Here is a 17,223-nt window from a genome sequence, read left to right as displayed (position 1 = left end):
ATCGATACATTGCGGTCGGAGCCTCGTCTTGTTCCAGCCTCAGGGCGAGCACGCCGGCGCGCCGGGACCGGATTGCAGGAAATCCTTGCCGTGCGGGCAGGCTGGCGAAGCGCCCGCCTGCCCGCACGCTCGGGATCAGTTCAGCGGCAGATGGGCGCAACTGGCGGTCGCGGGTGTCACGTCCGGGAAGTATTGCACCTGCTCGAACATGTCCCCGGTTCCGGTCCAGTGGTCGCGGACACGCATGAGGTAGGAGGGCAGGATCGCCTGGTTATCGATCGCCCGCATCGTGACGCTGCCTTGCGGCGCCTTGTCGAAGGTCAGGCCGGCAAGTCCCTGGCGCAGGCCATCGGTCGAGACCTTGCCGGTTTTGGCGATCGCCATCGCCGCCATGTGGCCGGCATTGTACATCGCGACGCCGACCGTATCCATCAGCGCGTTCTGCCCGAATTTCGCGCGGAACTTCTTGAGGAAGGCGTCGTTGTTCGCCTGCTTGATCGACATGAAATAGTCGAAGCTGACATAGGTGCCGGCCGAGGCTTCGGGGCCGAGCGCGCTGGTCACGACTTCCTCGTCATCCACCGTCCAGAGGGTGAAATCCTTTTTCATGCCGGCGGAGACGAACTGCTTGCGGAAATTGATGGTGTCGCTGCCGGTGAGGGAGAGGAAAATCACGTTCGCGCCGGAATTGCGGATCTTGGAGAGCACCGAGTCGTATTGCGGCGTATTGAACGGGATGTAGATTTCCTCGACGACTTCGCCGCCCAGCTCGACCAGGCGCTTCTTCGTCACGGCGTTGGTCACCCGCGGCCAGACATAGTCCGAACCGACCATGAAGAATTTCTTGCCGTGGTTCTTCATCATGTAGGGCAGATGCGGCCAGACCTGCTGGCTCGGCACCGGGCCGAACATGAAGATGTTCGGGTTGCAGACGCCAGGGAAATATTTCTGCTGCTGGCCTTCATAGAAGGTGGGGTAGAGCAGCACCTTGTTCCCCGCGGTGACAACGGGGCCCGCAGCGTTGCGCTCGGCGCTCGAGAATGTGCCGGCCAGAAAGTCGACGCCCTCCTCGCGGATCAGCCGGTTGGCCTGCTCGGCGACGATGCGCGGCTCGGTCTTGGAATCCGCCATGATGATTTCGAATTTGCGGCCGAGCACGCCGCCGGCAGCATTGATTTCATCGACCGCGAGTTTGAACCCCTCGGAATGCGCCTTGCCATAGACCGTCCATGCGCCGGTGAGAGGCGAGATCACGCCCACCTTGATCGGTGCCGCGGCATAGGCGCTGCGGATGACCGCCGGCGCGCCAAGGGCGGAGGCCGCGCCAAGGCTGCCCAACAGAACAGAGCGGCGGTTCACGCCGTTAGCGGAATTCGGCTTTTCACTCATGTTATCCTCCTTGGGGTTAGGGGCTGGCGTATCCCGTTGGTTTTTATCGTTGGACGCGGGTGCTCAGTACCATCCACGCGGCACGTCGGCACCGAGCATTTCATCGTAGACATCCGTCCGCCGATCGCGGAGGACCTGGTTGAAATCGTTCCAGTTCCGGCCGCGGCGGGCATCCTGGAGATTCACATCCGCGTAGATGATCTCCTGCCGTGTCCGGCTGGCGGGCCCTGCGACCGGCCATCCGGTGTAGCTGACGATCAGGCTCTGGCCCTCGAATGGCTGATCGCGTTCGGTGCCGACCCGGTCAGCCGCGGCGATGAACAGCGAATTCGAATGTGCAGCGGCCATGACGAGAATGTTCGCCATCGCCTCGCGCCCCTCGGCCTGGCCGGGGATCGGCACCCAGTTCGTCGGCACGCAGACGATGTCGGCGCCGGCGAGCGCGTTCAGCCGATAGGTTTCGGGAAACCAGCCATCGTAGCAGATCGCCATGCCAATGCGGCCGATCGGCGTGTGGAAGACCGGAAATCCGAGATTTCCGGGTTCGAAATAAAGGGTTTCCTCGTTCCAGAGATGCACCTTCCGGAATGTCCCGATATAGCCTGAAGGTCCGATCAGCACCGCCGCGTTATAGAGGCTGTCGCCATCACGCTCGGCGATTCCGGCGGCGATGTAGACATCGTGGGACGACGCGGCGGCCTCCCAGCGGCGGACGGTCGGCCCGTCGGGGATCGGCTCCGCCAGGGAGAATGCTTCCCCCCGGCTCCTGAACACATAGCCCGAATTGCAAAGCTCCGGCAGCACGAGCAGTTTCGCGCCATTTGCCGCCGCCTGTTCGATCAATCCGAGACTGACGTCGAGATTGGCGTCCTTCTCGCCGACATGCGGCTCCATCTGGAGGCACGCCACCCGCACCATGTTGCGGCTCCCGGACTGCTCGGCCATCAGACAGCACTCCCCAAAAAAAATAGCCCTCGGCCTGCCCCCATGACGTGACGGGAGCGGGACGAGGGCGGACTTGCCCTTGATATGGTGGCAAGCAACCCTGCTCGCCGGTCCCCGGCATATCTTGACGGGGCCCAAGCATGTTGTTCCGCTCATGCGCGCGCTGTCAACATGAATTTTAGAGCACTTTCCGATCCATCCGGATCGGATGACGCTCTAGCCGAGCGGGCGGGTTTGAAGCTGCGACGGGGTGCCGAAACGCGCTGGCATCTTGCCGCGGCGCGGGTCAGGGCGCGTTGCGGATGCCTTCGAGCAGTTCCTCTGCACGGGTCACCGCATCGGCGATCGACGCCATCGAGACCCGCTTCTTCATGGCCTGGCGGCGAAGCAGGGTATAGGCCTCGTTTTCGGAAATGGATTCCTTCGCCATGATGATCCGGGTGGCCTTGGCGATGAGGCGCTGCGATTTCATGGTTTCCTCGAGCTTGGCCACTTTCGACGACAGCTTCGCCTCGTAGGATTGCAGGGACCGCGCGAGGACGAGGTTGGTCAGGATACCGATCGGCCGGATCGGTTTCATGATCACCGCATGGGCGCGGGCATCCATCAGCGCCCGCAAGGTCAGCGGGCTCTCCGCATTGACGACGGCAATCCGGGTCAGGCTCGTGTCGTCGTAGCTGAAGCCGCGCTGCGTCGCCGACTCGTGTTCGACGAGGAAGAAGACGACATCGGCGCGTTCGCTCGCCTTCGCCGCTGCCGGCCAGACATGGCTGACATCGCAGCCAATCCGCCGGAGTTGGCGCACCAGCTCGTCGCCATCCCCATCATGCGGGTGAGCGATGAGAACCCGCAGGTCACGCAGTTCGCGAAGGATCCGCAGGTCCATCATGCGGAGATATCCTGAACGCCAGGCCGCCCCGGGGCGCTTGGGGCGAAGCCGCCTTGATCGTAATCGTGGCTGACGAGGTAGGGATCGGGTTTGACCGGCTCGGTCTCCTCGTGAACGATCCTGAAGGTGCAATCCGCCGTGGCGATTCCGATGCGCGGGGTGACATAGGCGTGATTGTTGTCAGGGTCGATCGTTACCACCCCCTGGGGGGCGTGAAACTCGGCGCCGAGCGCTTCGCGGGCGAGCACCTGCGGGGTAGTGGTGCCGCAGGCCGCAAGGGCCTGCGCGAAAAGATGCACCTGGCAATAAGCCGCTTCCGCATACATGCTGATCGGGCAACCCTCGCCGAACTTCGCGCGAAACCGCTCGCTGAACTGCCGGTTGGCCGGCGTTGCCACCGTGGAGAAATACGGGGCCGCCGTGATGTGTCCAGCGGCCCGCTCGCCGCCGATCTCGGCGAGTTCGCCCTCCGCCATGGTCAGGCTGGCGATCGGGATGCCGGCGGCGAACAGCTTCGTCTCGGCATATTGGCGATAGAACGCAATGCCGGCTTCGCCGACAAGCGTGGAGAAAATCGCATCCGGCCGGATGCGGCAGAGCCGGTCGAGGGTTGCATCGAAGGTGCGATCCGCGAGCACCAGCGGGAAATATTCCTCGCCGACGATCTCGCCCTGCGCCGCATCGACCAGTTCCTTCATCACCCGATTGGATTCGCGCGGATAGATGTAGTCGGAGCCGATCAGGAAAATCCGCGATCCGTGCCGCCCGGCAAGATACCTGGCAAGCTGGATGCTGTTCTGGTTCGGAACCGCGCCCGTATAGATGACGTTCGGCGAGTATTCGAAACCTTCATAGAGCGAGGGATACCATAAAAGGCCGTTCCAGCGCTCGATCGAGGGCAGCACCGCCTTGCGTTCGGCGGAGGTCGAACAGCCGAAAATGATCTGCACGCCGTCGTCGATGAGCAGGCGCTCGGCAAGCTCGCGATAGGCCGCCGGGTTCGAGCCCGGATCATAGGCGATGGGCTCGACGGGACGCCCGAGAATTCCTCCGGCCGCATTGACCTCCTCGATGGCCAGCGCGGTGCCGAAGAAATGCTCGGATTGGGGAATCCGCATCACGCCCGAGCGTGAAAACAGGATTCCAACCCGCCATGCATCGCGATTATTGGCGAGCGTATCGTTCTGCAAGCAAACCTCTTCGATCCTGAACGGACAAGACTGTCCAGCCGCGATAGTGCCGACGCCGATCTTGCGATGCAAGCGGACATCACGGGTCGGTCGGCCCGCCCCTCTCGGACAACGCGGCGTCGCCGCGCGCGGGGACTTTACTCGACGATGTAGCCGAGCCCCGGCCGGGTCCGAATGTGGTTGTCGGCGAAGGCGCCGAGTTTCTGGCGGATATTGCGGATATAGATGCGGATATAGGTGCGGTCGGACTCGTGCACCCCGCCCCAGCCGGCGCGCAGGATGTCGTCATGCGTCACCAGCTTGCCGCGATGCCGCACCAGGGCTGTGAGAATCCGGAATTCGGTTTTCGTGAAATGAATTTCCGCGCCATCGAGGCTGACGCTGCGGGCCGCCTCGTCGATCCGCAGCCCGTCGAAGACGATCAGCTCGGTCGGCACGCCCTGGCCGGTCGCGATCAGGCGGAAGGCGTTGCGGATGCGCGCGAGCAGTTCGCCGAGGCCGAAGGGTTTCTCGACATAGTCGTTCGCGCCCGCGTCGAACGCCGCGATCTTCTGCGCCTCCTGGTCCCGCGCGGAGAGCACGATCACCGGCACCTCGGAGAATTCGCGCAGCTTCACGATCACGTCCTGCCCATCGAGATCGGGCAGGCCGAGATCGAGCAGGATCACGTCCGGCACCAGCGTCGCCGCCAGCCGCAACGCCTCCGCCCCCCGATCCGCCCGCAGCACGAGATATCCCGCCGCTTCCAGCGCCGGCTTGAGGAAGCGGTGGATCTGCGGCTCGTCATCCACCACCAGCACGCGGCCCGTCTCGATCCGTTTCGCCTCGGTCATGGCTGTTTCAGCTCCACGCGGATGATCGTCCCCGGCAGCCCGTCCGCCGGCAGGTCGCGCCGCGGGCTTTCGGCGGCGATCGTCCCGCCCATCGCCTCGACGAAGGCCCGCGCGATCGCGAGCCCGAGCCCGGTGCCCGGCGCCACCCGGTCGCCGCGGACCACCCGGAAGAAACTGTCGAACACATGCGGCAGGTCCTCGGGCGGAATCCCCACCCCCTCATCGGCGACAGACAGCACGACGACCTCCCCCGCGCGCCGCGCGAACACCGAGATCGCCCCGCCCTCGGGCCCGTATTTCACCGCGTTCTCCAGCAGATTGACCAGCACCTGTTCGAGCAGCGCCGGGTCGGCGCGCACCGTGGCCGCGTCCTCGGGGATGTTGACCGCGGTGTGGAACGCCTCGCTCACCCGTGCGACCGCGAGTTCCACCACCGGCGCGAGATCCACCCTCTCGTGCCGGGCGACGATCTCGCCGGTCTCGATCCGCGCCATCCCGGTGATATTGGCGAGAAACCGCGTCATCCGCCCGACATCCTGGACGATGCTGGCCAGCAGGTCGCGCCTTGTCGCCTCCGGCAGGTCGTCATCCGATTCCGCCAGCGTTTCGGCCGCGCCGCGGATCGCGGTCAGCGGCGTGCGCAGGTCGTGCGAGAGCGAGGAGAGCAGCGCCGTGCGCAGGCGCTGCGTCGATTCATGCGCCCGCGCCTCGGCCGCGCTGGTGGCGAGCCGGAGCCGTTCGGCGGCCAGCGCGGCCTGGTCGGCGAGCGCGCCGAGCGTCTGGATCACCGGCTCGGCCGGCGGGGTTTCCGGCCGCACGCCGAGCACGCCGATCGCCCCCGCCTCGGTCGCCAGCGGCTGGAACCGCCAGGCCGATGCGGGCAGCGTCGTCGTGCCCAAGCCGGTGGCGACACGGTTGCGCCAGGCGAATTCCGCCGCCGCCACCGCCGTCTCGTCGAACCCGCTGGCCGGGGGCAGCCGGCCCGCCCGGGCGATGAGCAGCGCCGCCTCGCCGGCCAGCGCCCGCGCCTCCGCCTCCACCACCGCGGCGAGCCCCGCCTCGTCCGAAACCTGCGCCAGCGCGCGGCCGAACAGCGTGATCCGCCGCAGCGCCTCGATCCGCGTGCGCGCCGCCTCGGCTTCCGCCCGCACCCGCCCGGCCAGCGAGCCGGTGAGCACGCCAACGACGAGAAAGGCGAAGAGCGCGGTCACGTCGCGGGGATTGGTGACCGAAAACGTGTAGATCGGCGGGAGAAAGAAGAAATTCCACAGCACGAAGCCGGTCAGCGCCGCGAAGATGCCGACGCTGCGGCCATACAGGCTCGCCATGCCGACGACGATCGCCGTGAAGACATAGCCCATCGCCTCGGCCGGCAGCAGGAAGCGCAAGGCGAACCCGACGATGGTCGTCGCGATCATGATACCGAGGCTGAGGCCGAAGGGCATCAGCCTCGGCGGGGGCGCGCGATGCGGCGGCGCCGGCCGGCTTGCCGCGGGATCGGGGACGACATGCAGCGCATAGGCCCGCGCCCCGCGCGCGAGCCGCGCGGCGAGGCCCCGGCGCCACCGCCACCGCCCCCCGCCCCGCGCGATCACGATATGCGCGACGTTCTGCCGCGCCGCCGCGTCGAGCAATGCCGCGAGCACATCCGCGTTCGTCGTCGTCTCGACGGTGCCGCCAAGCTGGATCGCGAGATCGAGCGCCGGCTGCACGGCCATGCCGGTCGCCGCCCGCTCGGCATGGAAGGCGAAGAACGGCGCGCGCAGCGCCTCGGCAAGCCGGGAGGCGTGCCTGACCACCTGCTCCGCCGCCTCGCCCGCCTCGACTACCGCCATCACCCGCTCCGCCGCCGGCCACGGCCCGGCGATCGCCTGCGCGCGCATGTAGGCGGCGATGTCGCGATCGACATGCTGCGCCACCCGCCGCAGCGCCATCTCGCGCAGGGCGGCGAGATTCCCCGGCCGGAAGAAGCCGCCCAGCGCCCGAAGCGCGACATCCGGCCGGTAGACCAGCCCCTGCTTCAGCCGCGTCCGCAACTCCTCCGGCGGCAGGTCGATCAGCTCGATATCGTCGGCGAGGCCGAGCACCGTATCGGGCAGGGTTTCCGCCACCCGGATACCGGTGATGCGCGCCACCTGGTCGTTCAGGCTTTCCAGATGCTGAACGTTCAGCGTGGTCCAGACATTGATCCCCGCCTCCAGCAGCGCCGCCACGTCCTGCCAGCGCTTGGCATGGCGCAGGCCCGGCGCGTTGGCATGGGCGAGTTCGTCGACCAGCAGCAGCGCCGGCCGCCGCTTCAGCGCCGCATCGAGATCGAACTCCTCCAGCAGCCGGCCACGATAGGGCACGATGCGCCTTGGCAGCACCGGCAGGTCGCCGAGTTGCCCGGCGGTTTCGGCGCGCCCATGCGTCTCGACCAGGCCGACGACGACATCTGTTCCCGTCTCGAAGCGTCGCCGTCCCGCGGCCAGCATCTCCCAGGTCTTGCCGACCCCGGGGGCGGCGCCGAGGAAAATCTTGAGCTGCCCGCGCCCGTCGCTGTTCGCGCGGGCGAGCAGCGCGTCCGGATCGGGCCGATTCTCTGGCGATGCTGATCCCATGCGGGATGATCACGCCATCCCCGGCAAGCGCGCAAGCCCCATGACGCGGCTCTCCGGCGTCACGCTTGCGGCCGTTTCACGAGGGCGAGGTTGAGCCGCAGCACGTCGACATGCGCGGTGCCGATCACGCCGAAGGCCGGCCGCGCCGCGAGGCGGCGCACCAGGCGCGCGACCGCCGCCGCTTTCATTCCCCGCGCCTTGGCCACCGCCCGCACCTGCCGCAGCGCGTTCGCCAGCGAGATGTCCGGATCGAGCCCCGACCCCGACGATGTCGCCGCATCGTCCGGCACCGGCCCTGGACCATAGGCCTTGCGATAGGCTTCGATCCGTGCGGCGACATGGGAGATGAGCACCTTGCTGGTCGGCCCAAGATCGGAACCGCCGGATTCCGCCGCGTCATAGGGCGTGGGTATGGTCTGGCCCTTCGCATTGGTTCCGGTCAGCGCCGAGGGGCGCGAGTGGAACCATTGCGGCCCGCGGAACTCCTGCCCGATCAGCGCCGAGCCGACCGGCTTTCCGTGAACCCGGATCAGGCTGCCATTCGCCTCGAAGGGAAAGACGAGCTGCGCCAGCGCGGTGAGCGCCAGCGGTGCTACCAGCCCGAGCAGCAGGGTGAACACGATGACAAGGGAAACCACGGGGCGGAGTTCGCGCAACATGACGGCCTCGCTCGATCAGCTGAAGATGTGGAAACTGGCGAGGATCATGTCGACCAGCTTGATCCCGACGAACGGTGTGACGATGCCGCCAAGCCCGTAGATCAGCAGGTTGCGCCGCAGCAGCGCCGCCGCCCCCATCGGCCGGAAGGCGACGCCGCGCAGCGCCAGCGGCACCAGCACGACGATGACCAGCGCATTGAAGATTACCGCCGAGAGAATGGCGCTTTCCGGCGAGGCCAGGCCCATGATGTTGAGCGCGCCGAGCTGCGGGTAGCTGGCGGCGAAAATCGCCGGCAGGATCGCGAAATATTTCGCGATGTCGTTGGCGATGGAAAAGGTGGTGAGCGCGCCGCGGGTGATCAGCAGCTGCTTGCCGATCTGCACGATCTCGATCAGCTTGGTCGGGTCGCTGTCGAGATCGACCATGTTGCCCGCCTCGCGTGCCGCCTGCGTGCCGGTCTGCATCGCGACGCCGACATCGGCCTGCGCCAGGGCCGGCGCGTCGTTCGTGCCATCGCCGCACATCGCGACCAGCCGCCCCTCGGCCTGCGCCGCGCGGATGTAGCCGAGCTTGTCCTCCGGCGTCGCCTGCGCGATCACGTCGTCCACGCCGGCCTCGGCGGCGATCACGCTCGCTGTCACCCGGTTATCGCCGGTGACCATGACGGTGCGGATGCCGATGCGCCGCAGCGCCTCGAACCGCTCCCGGATTCCCGGCTTGACGATATCCTTCAGCTCGATGACGCCGAGCAGCGCGCCGTCCGCCATCAGGCCGAGCGGCGTGCCGCCGGCCCGCGCGATGCGGTCCACCGCCGCGCCGAACGCCTCCGGCGCGGCGCCGCCGGCAAGCGCGACGATGGCGTCGACCGCCCCCTTGCGCCAGCGCCGCTCGCCGGCATCGAGACCGGAAAGCCGTGTATTCGCGCTGAACGGCACAACGACCGCCCCCTCTGGCAGCGTCGGATCGGCGCCGAATTCCTCCCGCGCCAGCCGCAGGATCGACCGCCCCTCCGGCGTTTCGTCGCCGAGCGAGGCGCAGGCGGCCGCCTCGGCCATGCGCCGCACATCCACGCCCGGCACCGGATGGAAGGACGAGGCCATGCGGTTGCCGAAGGTGATCGTGCCCGTCTTGTCGAGCAGCAGCGTGTCGACATCGCCGGAGGCCTCGACGGCACGGCCGGAGGTGGCGATGACGTTGAAGCTCACCAGCCGGTCCATCCCGGCGATGCCGATGGCAGAAAGCAGCCCGCCGATCGTGGTCGGGATCAGGCAGACGAACAGCGCGGCAAGCTCGGCGATGCCGAGCCGCGCGTGTGAATAGGACGCGAAGCCGGGCAGCGTGACCACCACGATCACGAACACGATGGTCAGGCCGGCGAGCAGGATGTCGAGCGCGATCTCGTTCGGCGTCTTGCGCCGCGCCGCGCCCTCGACCAGGGCGATCATCCGGTCGAGAAAGCTCGAACCCGGCTCGGCGGTGACGCGGACGACCAGCCAGTCCGACACCAGCTCGGTGCCGCCCGTCACCGCCGAGCGGTCGCCGCCCGCCTCGCGGATGACGGGGGCGGATTCGCCGGTCACGGCACTTTCGTTGACGCTGGCGATGCCTTCGACGATGTCGCCATCGGCGGGGACGAGGTCTCCGGCCTCGACGAGCACGAGATCATCCCGCCGCAACTGCGGCGCCGGGACCAGGGTGAACGCGGCGCGGTCCGCCGGATCGTCGAGCCGCTTCGCCATCGTGTCGCTGCGCGCCCGCCGCAGGCTCTCTGCCCGCACTCGTCCGCGCCCTTCCGCGACGGCCTCGGCGAAGGTGGCGAACAGCACCGTGATCCACAGCCAGGCCGCGATGACGATGGAGAATGCCCAGCTATGGCCTGAAACCATTTCGTGGATACCGACGGATGTCGTCAGCAGGGCGATGATCTCGGTGACGAAGATGACCGGATTGCGGCAGAGTGTCCGCGGGTTGGTCTTGGCGAGGGCATCGCGCAGTGCGCGGAGCAGGATATCGCGATCGAACAGCCCGATCGTCTCGACGTTGCGGGGCATGGCGGCGCTCCTCAGAAGGTCTTGCCGGCGAGCAGGAGGTAATGCTCGACGATCGGGCCGAGCAGGTCCACCGGCATGAATTGCAGCCCGACCAGGATGACGATGACGCCGATCAGCAGGCCGATGAACAGCGGGCCATCGGTCGGGAAGGTGCCCTCGGAATGCGGCAGGCTCGGCTTGGCGCCGAGTGATCCGGCGATTGCGAGCACAGGGATCATCACCGCGAACCGGCCGAGCAGCATGGCGATGCCCAGCCCGTAATCGAGCAGCGCCGTGTTCGCCGAGAGGCCGGCAAAGGCGCTGCCGTTATTTTCGGTGGCCGAAGTCCAGCCATAGAGCATTTCGGAGAGACCGTGCGGCCCGGCATTGGCGAGCGAGGCGAGGCCCGAAGGGCTCAACAGCGAGACGCCGGCACCGACGAGGATGACCAGGGTCTGCACCAGAACCGCGAGCATCGCGAGTTTCATCTCCCGCGCCTCGATCTTCTTGCCGAGATATTCCGGCGTCCGGCCGACCATCAACCCGGCGACGAACACGGCGAGCAGCGCGAAGAGCACGATGCCATAGAGCCCCGAGCCGACGCCGCCGGGCGCGATCTCGCCCAGCTGCATCATGAAGAGCGCGGCCAGCCCGCCGAGCGGCAGATAACTGTCTGTTACCGAATTGACCGCGCCGGTCGAGGTTCCGGTTGCCGCGATGTTGAACGTGGTGGACTGCGCGATGCCGAAGCGCGCCTCCTTGCCCACCATGTTGCCGGGATGCGCCGCGAGCCCGGCATGGACGAGGATGGGATTGTTCGCCGCCTCCGCGGCATAGGCGCCCAGCATGCCGCAGGCGAGGATCACCGCCATCGCCGCAAACAGGGCCCGCCCGTCGCGCTTGCGCCCCGCCACATGGCCGAAGGCGATCGGCAGCGCGAAGCCGATGACCAGGATCAGCCAGATTTCCAGAAGGTTGGTCCAGGCGGTCGGGTTTTCGAACGGATGCGCCGCGTTGGCGTTGAAGAACCCGCCGCCGTTGGTGCCCAGTTCCTTGATCGCCTCCTGCAGCGCGACCGGCCCGCGGGAAATGGTCTGAATGCCGCCGGCGAGGGCATGGACATGGGCAGCGGGGGCGAGCGTCATCGGCACGCCGGAAGCGATCAGCAGGATCGCGGCGATGACGGCGAGCGGCAGCAGGAGATAGAGGGTGATCCTGACGAGATCGACATAGAGATTACCGAGCGTGCGAATACCGCCACTGGCGAAGGCCCGCATGAGCGCGCCCGCCGCGGCGAGGCCGGCGGCCGCGGAGAGGAAGTTGTGCACGGCAAGACCGAACATCTGCGCGCCATAGGAAATCTGGCTCTCGGGCGCGTAGGCCTGCCAGTTTGTGTTGGTGGCGAAGGATATCGCCGTGTTGAAGGCGAGCCTGGGGCTCATGCCCCCGATATGTTCGGGGTTGAAGGGCAGGTAATCCTGGAGCCGGAGGATCGCGTAGAGCAGCAGGACGTGGACCAGGGCGAGCAGCAACAGGCCCACGGCATAGGCGCTCCAGGCCATCTGGCGGGTGGGATCGATCCCGCAGAGGCGATAGACCGGCGCTTCGATTGCAGCGAAGAAGCGCCACTCACCGCGATAGAGGCGGGCCAGATAGGCGCCGAGCGGAAAGGCGGCAGCGAGGACGAGAACGAGCGCGAGGGCGATGAACCCGATTCCGTGCAAGGTCATGGAGGGCGATATTCCGTTCCGGATTGCTACTGGTCCGGCGAATGCCGGTGGAGAAGCTGTTGGACCACCTGCCAGATCCACAGCACGACAAGGATGATGGCGCAGGCGCTGCCAAGGCAGATCAGGGCGTCGGAGGCGAGGCCGGCGATGTGCGCCGCGACATCCATGGCGTTCAGAAATCTTCAGGTCGCAGCAAGGCCCAGACGAGATAGACGAGGACCAGCATGGCGACGACGCCGGAGACCCACAGATCGATCACCGCTGCGGCTTTCGTCAGATCGTCACGCAGGCGTTCACGTAGAGGAGAAGCGCGCCGAACAGCGCGATGGCGAGCGAGAGGGAAAGAAGGTCTGTCATGGCGCCTGGCTCCGAATTGGCCTTGTCGTGTGGCGATTACGCAATTCGGAGTATGGGCGGCGCGGCGGTAAAGATTCGAGGCCGAATTCAGGCGAGTTTGTATAGAAAATGTATAAATGCGGCGCGGCGTATGAGCGTGAGGGCGCGGTGCCGCCAGCCGGACCGGAGACGACGGGTACACGCCCCGCCGAACATCCTGCCCGGCCGCATGCCGGTGGCAGTCAGAACAGGATACCCGCCTCGATCACGCCGGTAACCTGGTTGCGACCCGTGCCTTTGCTGCCATAGGCCGGCCCGGCGCCGATTTTCGTCAGGTGCAGGTAGCCGAGATCGGCGCGCGCGAAGAGATATCTGGTTTGCCAAGTCGGGGTTACCGAAACGCCGACCCCGCGCGAGCCCGGATTTGCGAACCAGAGATCGGGGCCATTGGAGGCGAAATATTCGCCCCAGGCACCGATCGAGTACGGCGACGCGCCGAACTGGTAATCGGCGAACAAGGCGGCGCCGAAATTGCTGGAACCCCTGTTCAGGCCGATCCGATGGTCGGGTTTCGCGTAGACATATTGCAGTTCGGGCACGAGGTTCAGATTGCCCGACGTGTATGAGTAGAACCCGCCGATCATTGTCGAATTGACGAGGGGCGATTCGCTCAGCGGGCCAGCCCCGACATGGGATGCGGCATAGGGCGTGGTCGCGGAGCCGTAGACATGCGCGCGAGGCCCCGTGCGGCCGAGATTGGTCGCACCGAATATCGTGATGCTGTTGGCAGCATCGGGTGCATAGCTGACATCCGCCTGAAGGAAATTCCACACGCCGGTGTTGAACCCGTCGCCGAGCGATGCGGTGGCGCTGAAGGGGCCGCGATTGTAGGTCGCGGTGACACCGAGGCTCTGGCCATTCTCGACGTAGAAGATGTCCGTCGTCAGAACGTTCGCATTCTCCCAATCAATGGCGGATTCATAGCCTTCCACGGAGCCGATCTGACCAGCGGAAATCGTGAAGCCAGGAACCGGAGCGAGGGTCAGGTAGGCGGCATAGAGCGGCCCGGTCGGGAATGCCTGCGCTGTTGCCGGTGTTGGCGCCGTCCCCAGCGTGAACGGCGTCGTCGCCCCGGCCTGGAGGGTGAAACGCACAGGCCCGTCGGGCTTTTCGACCTTGATCAGGCCGTTCATCAACTCCGCGCCGGTCGACTTGCTAGTGCCCAGCAGGCCGGTCTCGGCGCCGCGGCCGGCACCGGACAGCGCATACATGTATCCATCGACCCCGCCAGCAACTTCGAGAGTGCCCAGTGGCCCGGCGTCGAGATGCATCGGTGCCGGCAAGCTCATTGCCGCGGCCAAGGGTGCCGTCATGATCGACACGCCACAGGCGGCAGCCAGTGCGCAGACGGGCCGGCGACCGGCATGCCGGACTCTCGATATCGGTCTCATGGGCGACAGTCACCTTTCGTGAATTGGCGGGCGAAGCAGAGACCGCGGGAGAGGTCGGCAGCATCTCTTCCTGGTCCCGACATGCAGGCTTGGTTTTCGCATGGCACATACAGTGCGCGTGATACAGGATGCCAGAGCATCATCCGATCCGGGGGATTGAAAAACCCGCCATCGCTGACAAAAATCGCACTTCGTCGCCATTGATTGCAGATCAGGGGTGGCGCACCATGTCCTCCTGATGATGCGCAAGATCGCCGCTTTGCCCACGCTCCTGCTTCTCGGAGGATGTACCGTGTTCGGAATCCGGTCTGGCACGCCGCAGCCCGGCTATACCGTCACCGGACGGGTGGGCGCGGTGCAGATTCGCAACTACGGGCCGCGGCTGGCGGCGGAAACGACCGTCGAGGGCGGGGAGATCGGCTCCCGCTCCACCGGCTTCCGCAAGCTCGCATCCTACATTTTCGGCGCCAACACGAGGCCCGGCGGCGGCAGCGGGAAGATCGCGATGACCGCCCCCGTCGAGCAGGCTGGCGCCGGCGGCAGCCGGATCGCGATGACAGCACCGGTCGCCCAGCAGGGTAGCAATGGCCGCTGGACCATCCGCTTCTTCCTGCCCGCCGGCATGACGATGGCCACCGCGCCGCGCCCGCATGACCCCTCGGTCCAGCTCGTCGAGATTCCCGCCGAGACGATGGCGGTCCTGCGTTTTTCCGGCAGCCCCGGCGCCGGTTCGGTCGCGGCCCACAGCGAAAGGCTGCTCGCAACACTGGCTCACTCACCATGGCAGCCGGAGGGCAGCGTCGTCGCCTGGTTCTACGATCCGCCCTGGACGCTGCCCTGGCTGCGCCGCAACGAGGTCGCCGTTCCCGTCGAGCACCGATAGCGCTTCAGGCCAGCCGCCGCGCCTCGCACTCGTTCGGCCTTGCCGATGAGCGGAGCATCACGGCGCGTTGCGCGAGAGATCCGGGGTAGAGCACAATATCCGACTCATCAGAGCGGACGACGCTCTAGTGCCCACTTTCAATCTGAAATCCATCGGATTTCAGATTCTGGACACTAGCCCCGCTTCATCCATGCTTCGCACCAGCCGGCCGGGCTGATCGGGCCGGCGACCAGGTGGCAATGGCTCGCGGTTGAACCCTGTTCTGGCGGCTTGAACAAGACGCAGGCGCCGCAGACCTCGCCATGTTGCGATCTGTCGACATATCCGACAGCGGCTTTCGACACGCTGGGCACCATGGCCCGCAGGCTACCCGGCGCGGGACCGCTCCCTGCCGCGCGCGCCCGCGTGGCCAGGGCGGCAAGGCCCGCCGCGGCGGCGAGAAGGGCATGGCGGCGGGTTGATGCTGAATGGATCATGCGGCGCTCCCGTCAGTAATTCGTGGTGCTCAGGGCGATCCGGGCCGAGAGATTGCGCCCGCCGCCGAGCCCGCCGGTGAGGGCCACGGCAACCAGCCGGTCATGGCGGTAGACCTGCCGCAGTGCGAGGGTCATCGGATGCGTATCCCCGCCAATCGTCGCACGGCCGATCAGCCGGTTGCCCTGCGCGGCGCAGGCGCCCGCGAGCCGCACCGGCCGCCTGCCATATTCGGCGGAGAGCGTCGCGGTCATCCGGCAATCGGTGCGGTTACCATCGATCCAGATGCGGCCCTGGATGTCGGAAAAGTGCCGGACCTTGCGGCCGCGCGACAGGCTGGCCGTCATGCTGCCGGTATCGAGATCGACCTCGACGGTCCTGAGCGGGCGAAGCGCGGCGACGGTGTTCGCCGTGGCGTCCGGCGCGCCGCGATTGCCCCAGCTGGTTCGCACATAATTGGCGATCGCCGCGATCTGCGCATCCGAGAGCATCGCGCCGAAGCGCGGCATGGAGGACTGGCCCGGATGCCAGGGCTGGAACCCGCCGAGGACCATGCTGACCAGATCGTCGCCCGGACCGTTCCAGACGGCCTGGTTGTGCGCGAGATTCGGAATGTTGGCGGAGACACCCTGCCCATCATCACCATGGCAGCGGGCGCATTCATCATGATAGAGGCGCTTCCCGCTCGCGAGGGAGGCGGCGATCACCCGCTTTGCCGGCGCGCTTTTCTGCGGATGCACCGTGCGCAGATAGGCGATGATGTCACTGACATCGTGTTTGGGCAGCCGGCTCAGACTGTCGTCGACCACGGTTTTCATCTTGCCGAATGGCGCGCCTTCGCGCATGTCGCCGCCATCGCGCAGATAGGCGAGGATCGCCTGATCGGACCATGCGCCGAGACCGTCCGATTTCGAGTTGGTGATGTTTGGCGCATACCACCCCTGGTCGACGATGTGGCCGCCGGCGAGATCGCGCGCGGGGATTGTCGCCATCGCGATATTGCGCGGGGTGTGACACGCGCCGCAATGCTCGAGCGCCTGAACGAGATAGGCGCCGTGCCGAACGTTTCTGCTCCAGCCCGGCTGGTATTTCATTTCATGCGGATGGAAGAACATCAGCCGCCAGGCGAGCAGGCCAGCGCGCAGATTGGCCGGGAAGGCCATCGTATCCGGCCGGTCCGGAATCGCGGCGGGGGCGAGACTGTCGAGATAGGCCTTGATCGCCATCACGTCGGCATGGCTGAGCTTGGAATAGGCGGTGTAGGGCATCACCGGGTATTCGTATTTCGGAAACACGACGAGCGAACTACCGGGCTCGATGCCGTCATGCATCGCGCGCCAGAACTGGCGGTCGGTCCATTTGCCGATGCCGTGCCGTTTGCTCGGCGTGATGTTAGGGGAGAAGACGGTGCCGAACGGCGTGCCGACCGCGCGGCCGCCGGCGAAGGGGGGCTCGCCCGCAACGCTGTGGCAAGGCAGGCAATCGCCGGCGACGACGAGAAAGAAGCCCTTGCGCACCATCGCCGCCCGTTTCGGATCTTTCGGCATATTGGCGGGCTGCGGCAGATCGTCGCCCGCCATGCCGGGGCGTGGCGCCGCCGCGACATGCGTTGCCGCCGCCGGCCAGGTGGTGACACCGGCCATGGCCGCCCCCTGCGCCGCGGGCGGGGCGGCGCTGGCGGTGACCCACAACGCCGCGGCGAGGGACAGTGACGCGGCAAGACCGCCAAGGATCATTCTCGTCCGAGTGTGGGGCATTCCGGGCATGCGCAGATCCTCCTCATGGTCCATGAGGGACGGCGGAGCCCGGTTTC

Annotated in this window: 15 protein-coding genes; 1 reads left to right on the top strand and 14 read right to left on the bottom strand. The window is 66.7% G+C overall.

The window, feature by feature from the left end:
- Positions 1–135 precede the first annotated feature (135 nt).
- From ACIDOCELLA78_RS000000101195 to ACIDOCELLA78_RS000000101140, 12 genes are all read right to left on the bottom strand, one after another.
- The gene (locus ACIDOCELLA78_RS000000101195) at positions 136–1,389 is read right to left on the bottom strand and encodes a substrate-binding protein (RefSeq protein ID WP_201728034.1); all 1,254 of its coding nucleotides are present in this window, start codon (positions 1,387–1,389) and stop codon (positions 136–138) included.
- Between the two features lie 63 nt (positions 1,390–1,452).
- Positions 1,453–2,334, bottom strand: a complete 882-nt coding sequence (locus tag ACIDOCELLA78_RS000000101190) for a nitrilase family protein (RefSeq protein ID WP_201728033.1) — start codon at positions 2,332–2,334, stop codon at positions 1,453–1,455.
- Between the two features lie 286 nt (positions 2,335–2,620).
- The gene (locus ACIDOCELLA78_RS000000101185; RefSeq protein ID WP_201728032.1) at positions 2,621–3,223 is read right to left on the bottom strand and encodes an ANTAR domain-containing response regulator; all 603 of its coding nucleotides are present in this window, start codon (positions 3,221–3,223) and stop codon (positions 2,621–2,623) included.
- A complete protein-coding gene (locus ACIDOCELLA78_RS000000101180) occupies positions 3,220–4,413 on the bottom strand; it encodes a transporter substrate-binding domain-containing protein (protein WP_201728031.1) in 1,194 nt (397 codons plus the stop codon). The genes ACIDOCELLA78_RS000000101185 and ACIDOCELLA78_RS000000101180 overlap by 4 nt, the downstream gene beginning before the upstream one ends.
- Positions 4,414–4,550: 137 nt before the next feature.
- Positions 4,551–5,246, bottom strand: coding sequence for a response regulator (locus ACIDOCELLA78_RS000000101175; RefSeq protein WP_201728030.1), 696 nt, complete (start codon positions 5,244–5,246; stop codon positions 4,551–4,553).
- On the bottom strand, positions 5,243–7,846 hold the full coding sequence (locus tag ACIDOCELLA78_RS000000101170; RefSeq protein ID WP_201728029.1) for a sensor histidine kinase KdpD: 2,604 nt from the start codon (positions 7,844–7,846) through the stop codon (positions 5,243–5,245). The genes ACIDOCELLA78_RS000000101175 and ACIDOCELLA78_RS000000101170 overlap by 4 nt, the downstream gene beginning before the upstream one ends.
- 59 nt (positions 7,847–7,905) lie before the next feature.
- Positions 7,906–8,505, bottom strand: coding sequence for a potassium-transporting ATPase subunit KdpC (kdpC, locus tag ACIDOCELLA78_RS000000101165; RefSeq protein WP_201728028.1), 600 nt, complete (start codon positions 8,503–8,505; stop codon positions 7,906–7,908).
- Between the two features lie 15 nt (positions 8,506–8,520).
- Entirely contained in the window at positions 8,521–10,557 is a 2,037-nt protein-coding gene (kdpB, locus tag ACIDOCELLA78_RS000000101160) for a potassium-transporting ATPase subunit KdpB (protein ID WP_201728027.1), read from the bottom strand.
- A gap of 11 nt (positions 10,558–10,568) precedes the next feature.
- Entirely contained in the window at positions 10,569–12,266 is a 1,698-nt protein-coding gene (gene kdpA, locus ACIDOCELLA78_RS000000101155; protein WP_201728026.1) for a potassium-transporting ATPase subunit KdpA, read from the bottom strand.
- 26 nt (positions 12,267–12,292) lie between these two features.
- A complete protein-coding gene (locus tag ACIDOCELLA78_RS000000101150) occupies positions 12,293–12,433 on the bottom strand; it encodes a hypothetical protein (RefSeq protein ID WP_201728025.1) in 141 nt (46 codons plus the stop codon).
- A 5-nt stretch (positions 12,434–12,438) separates the two neighbouring features.
- A complete protein-coding gene (gene kdpF / locus ACIDOCELLA78_RS000000101145) occupies positions 12,439–12,525 on the bottom strand; it encodes a K(+)-transporting ATPase subunit F (protein ID WP_374223235.1) in 87 nt (28 codons plus the stop codon).
- 319 nt (positions 12,526–12,844) lie between these two features.
- Positions 12,845–13,975 carry an outer membrane beta-barrel protein gene (locus tag ACIDOCELLA78_RS000000101140; protein WP_249675202.1) on the bottom strand — a complete coding sequence of 377 codons (1,131 nt, stop codon included), beginning with the start codon at positions 13,973–13,975 and terminating at the stop codon, positions 12,845–12,847.
- A 370-nt stretch (positions 13,976–14,345) separates the two neighbouring features.
- On the opposite strand from ACIDOCELLA78_RS000000101140, the gene ACIDOCELLA78_RS000000101135 reads away from it, so the two are divergent.
- On the top strand, positions 14,346–14,936 hold the full coding sequence (locus ACIDOCELLA78_RS000000101135; RefSeq protein ID WP_201728022.1) for a heme-binding protein: 591 nt from the start codon (positions 14,346–14,348) through the stop codon (positions 14,934–14,936).
- 173 nt (positions 14,937–15,109) lie between these two features.
- On the opposite strand, the gene ACIDOCELLA78_RS000000101130 is transcribed toward ACIDOCELLA78_RS000000101135, so the two are convergent.
- The gene (locus ACIDOCELLA78_RS000000101130; RefSeq protein WP_201728021.1) at positions 15,110–15,412 is read right to left on the bottom strand and encodes a high-potential iron-sulfur protein; all 303 of its coding nucleotides are present in this window, start codon (positions 15,410–15,412) and stop codon (positions 15,110–15,112) included.
- A 12-nt stretch (positions 15,413–15,424) separates the two neighbouring features.
- Entirely contained in the window at positions 15,425–17,176 is a 1,752-nt protein-coding gene (locus tag ACIDOCELLA78_RS000000101125) for a cytochrome c (RefSeq protein ID WP_201728020.1), read from the bottom strand.
- Positions 17,177–17,223: the final 47 nt, after the last annotated feature.

This window comes from Acidocella sp. C78 (genome assembly GCF_907164655.1).
Note: the sequence above shows the minus strand (reverse complement) of the source record. Positions and strands in the feature narration are given on the sequence as shown.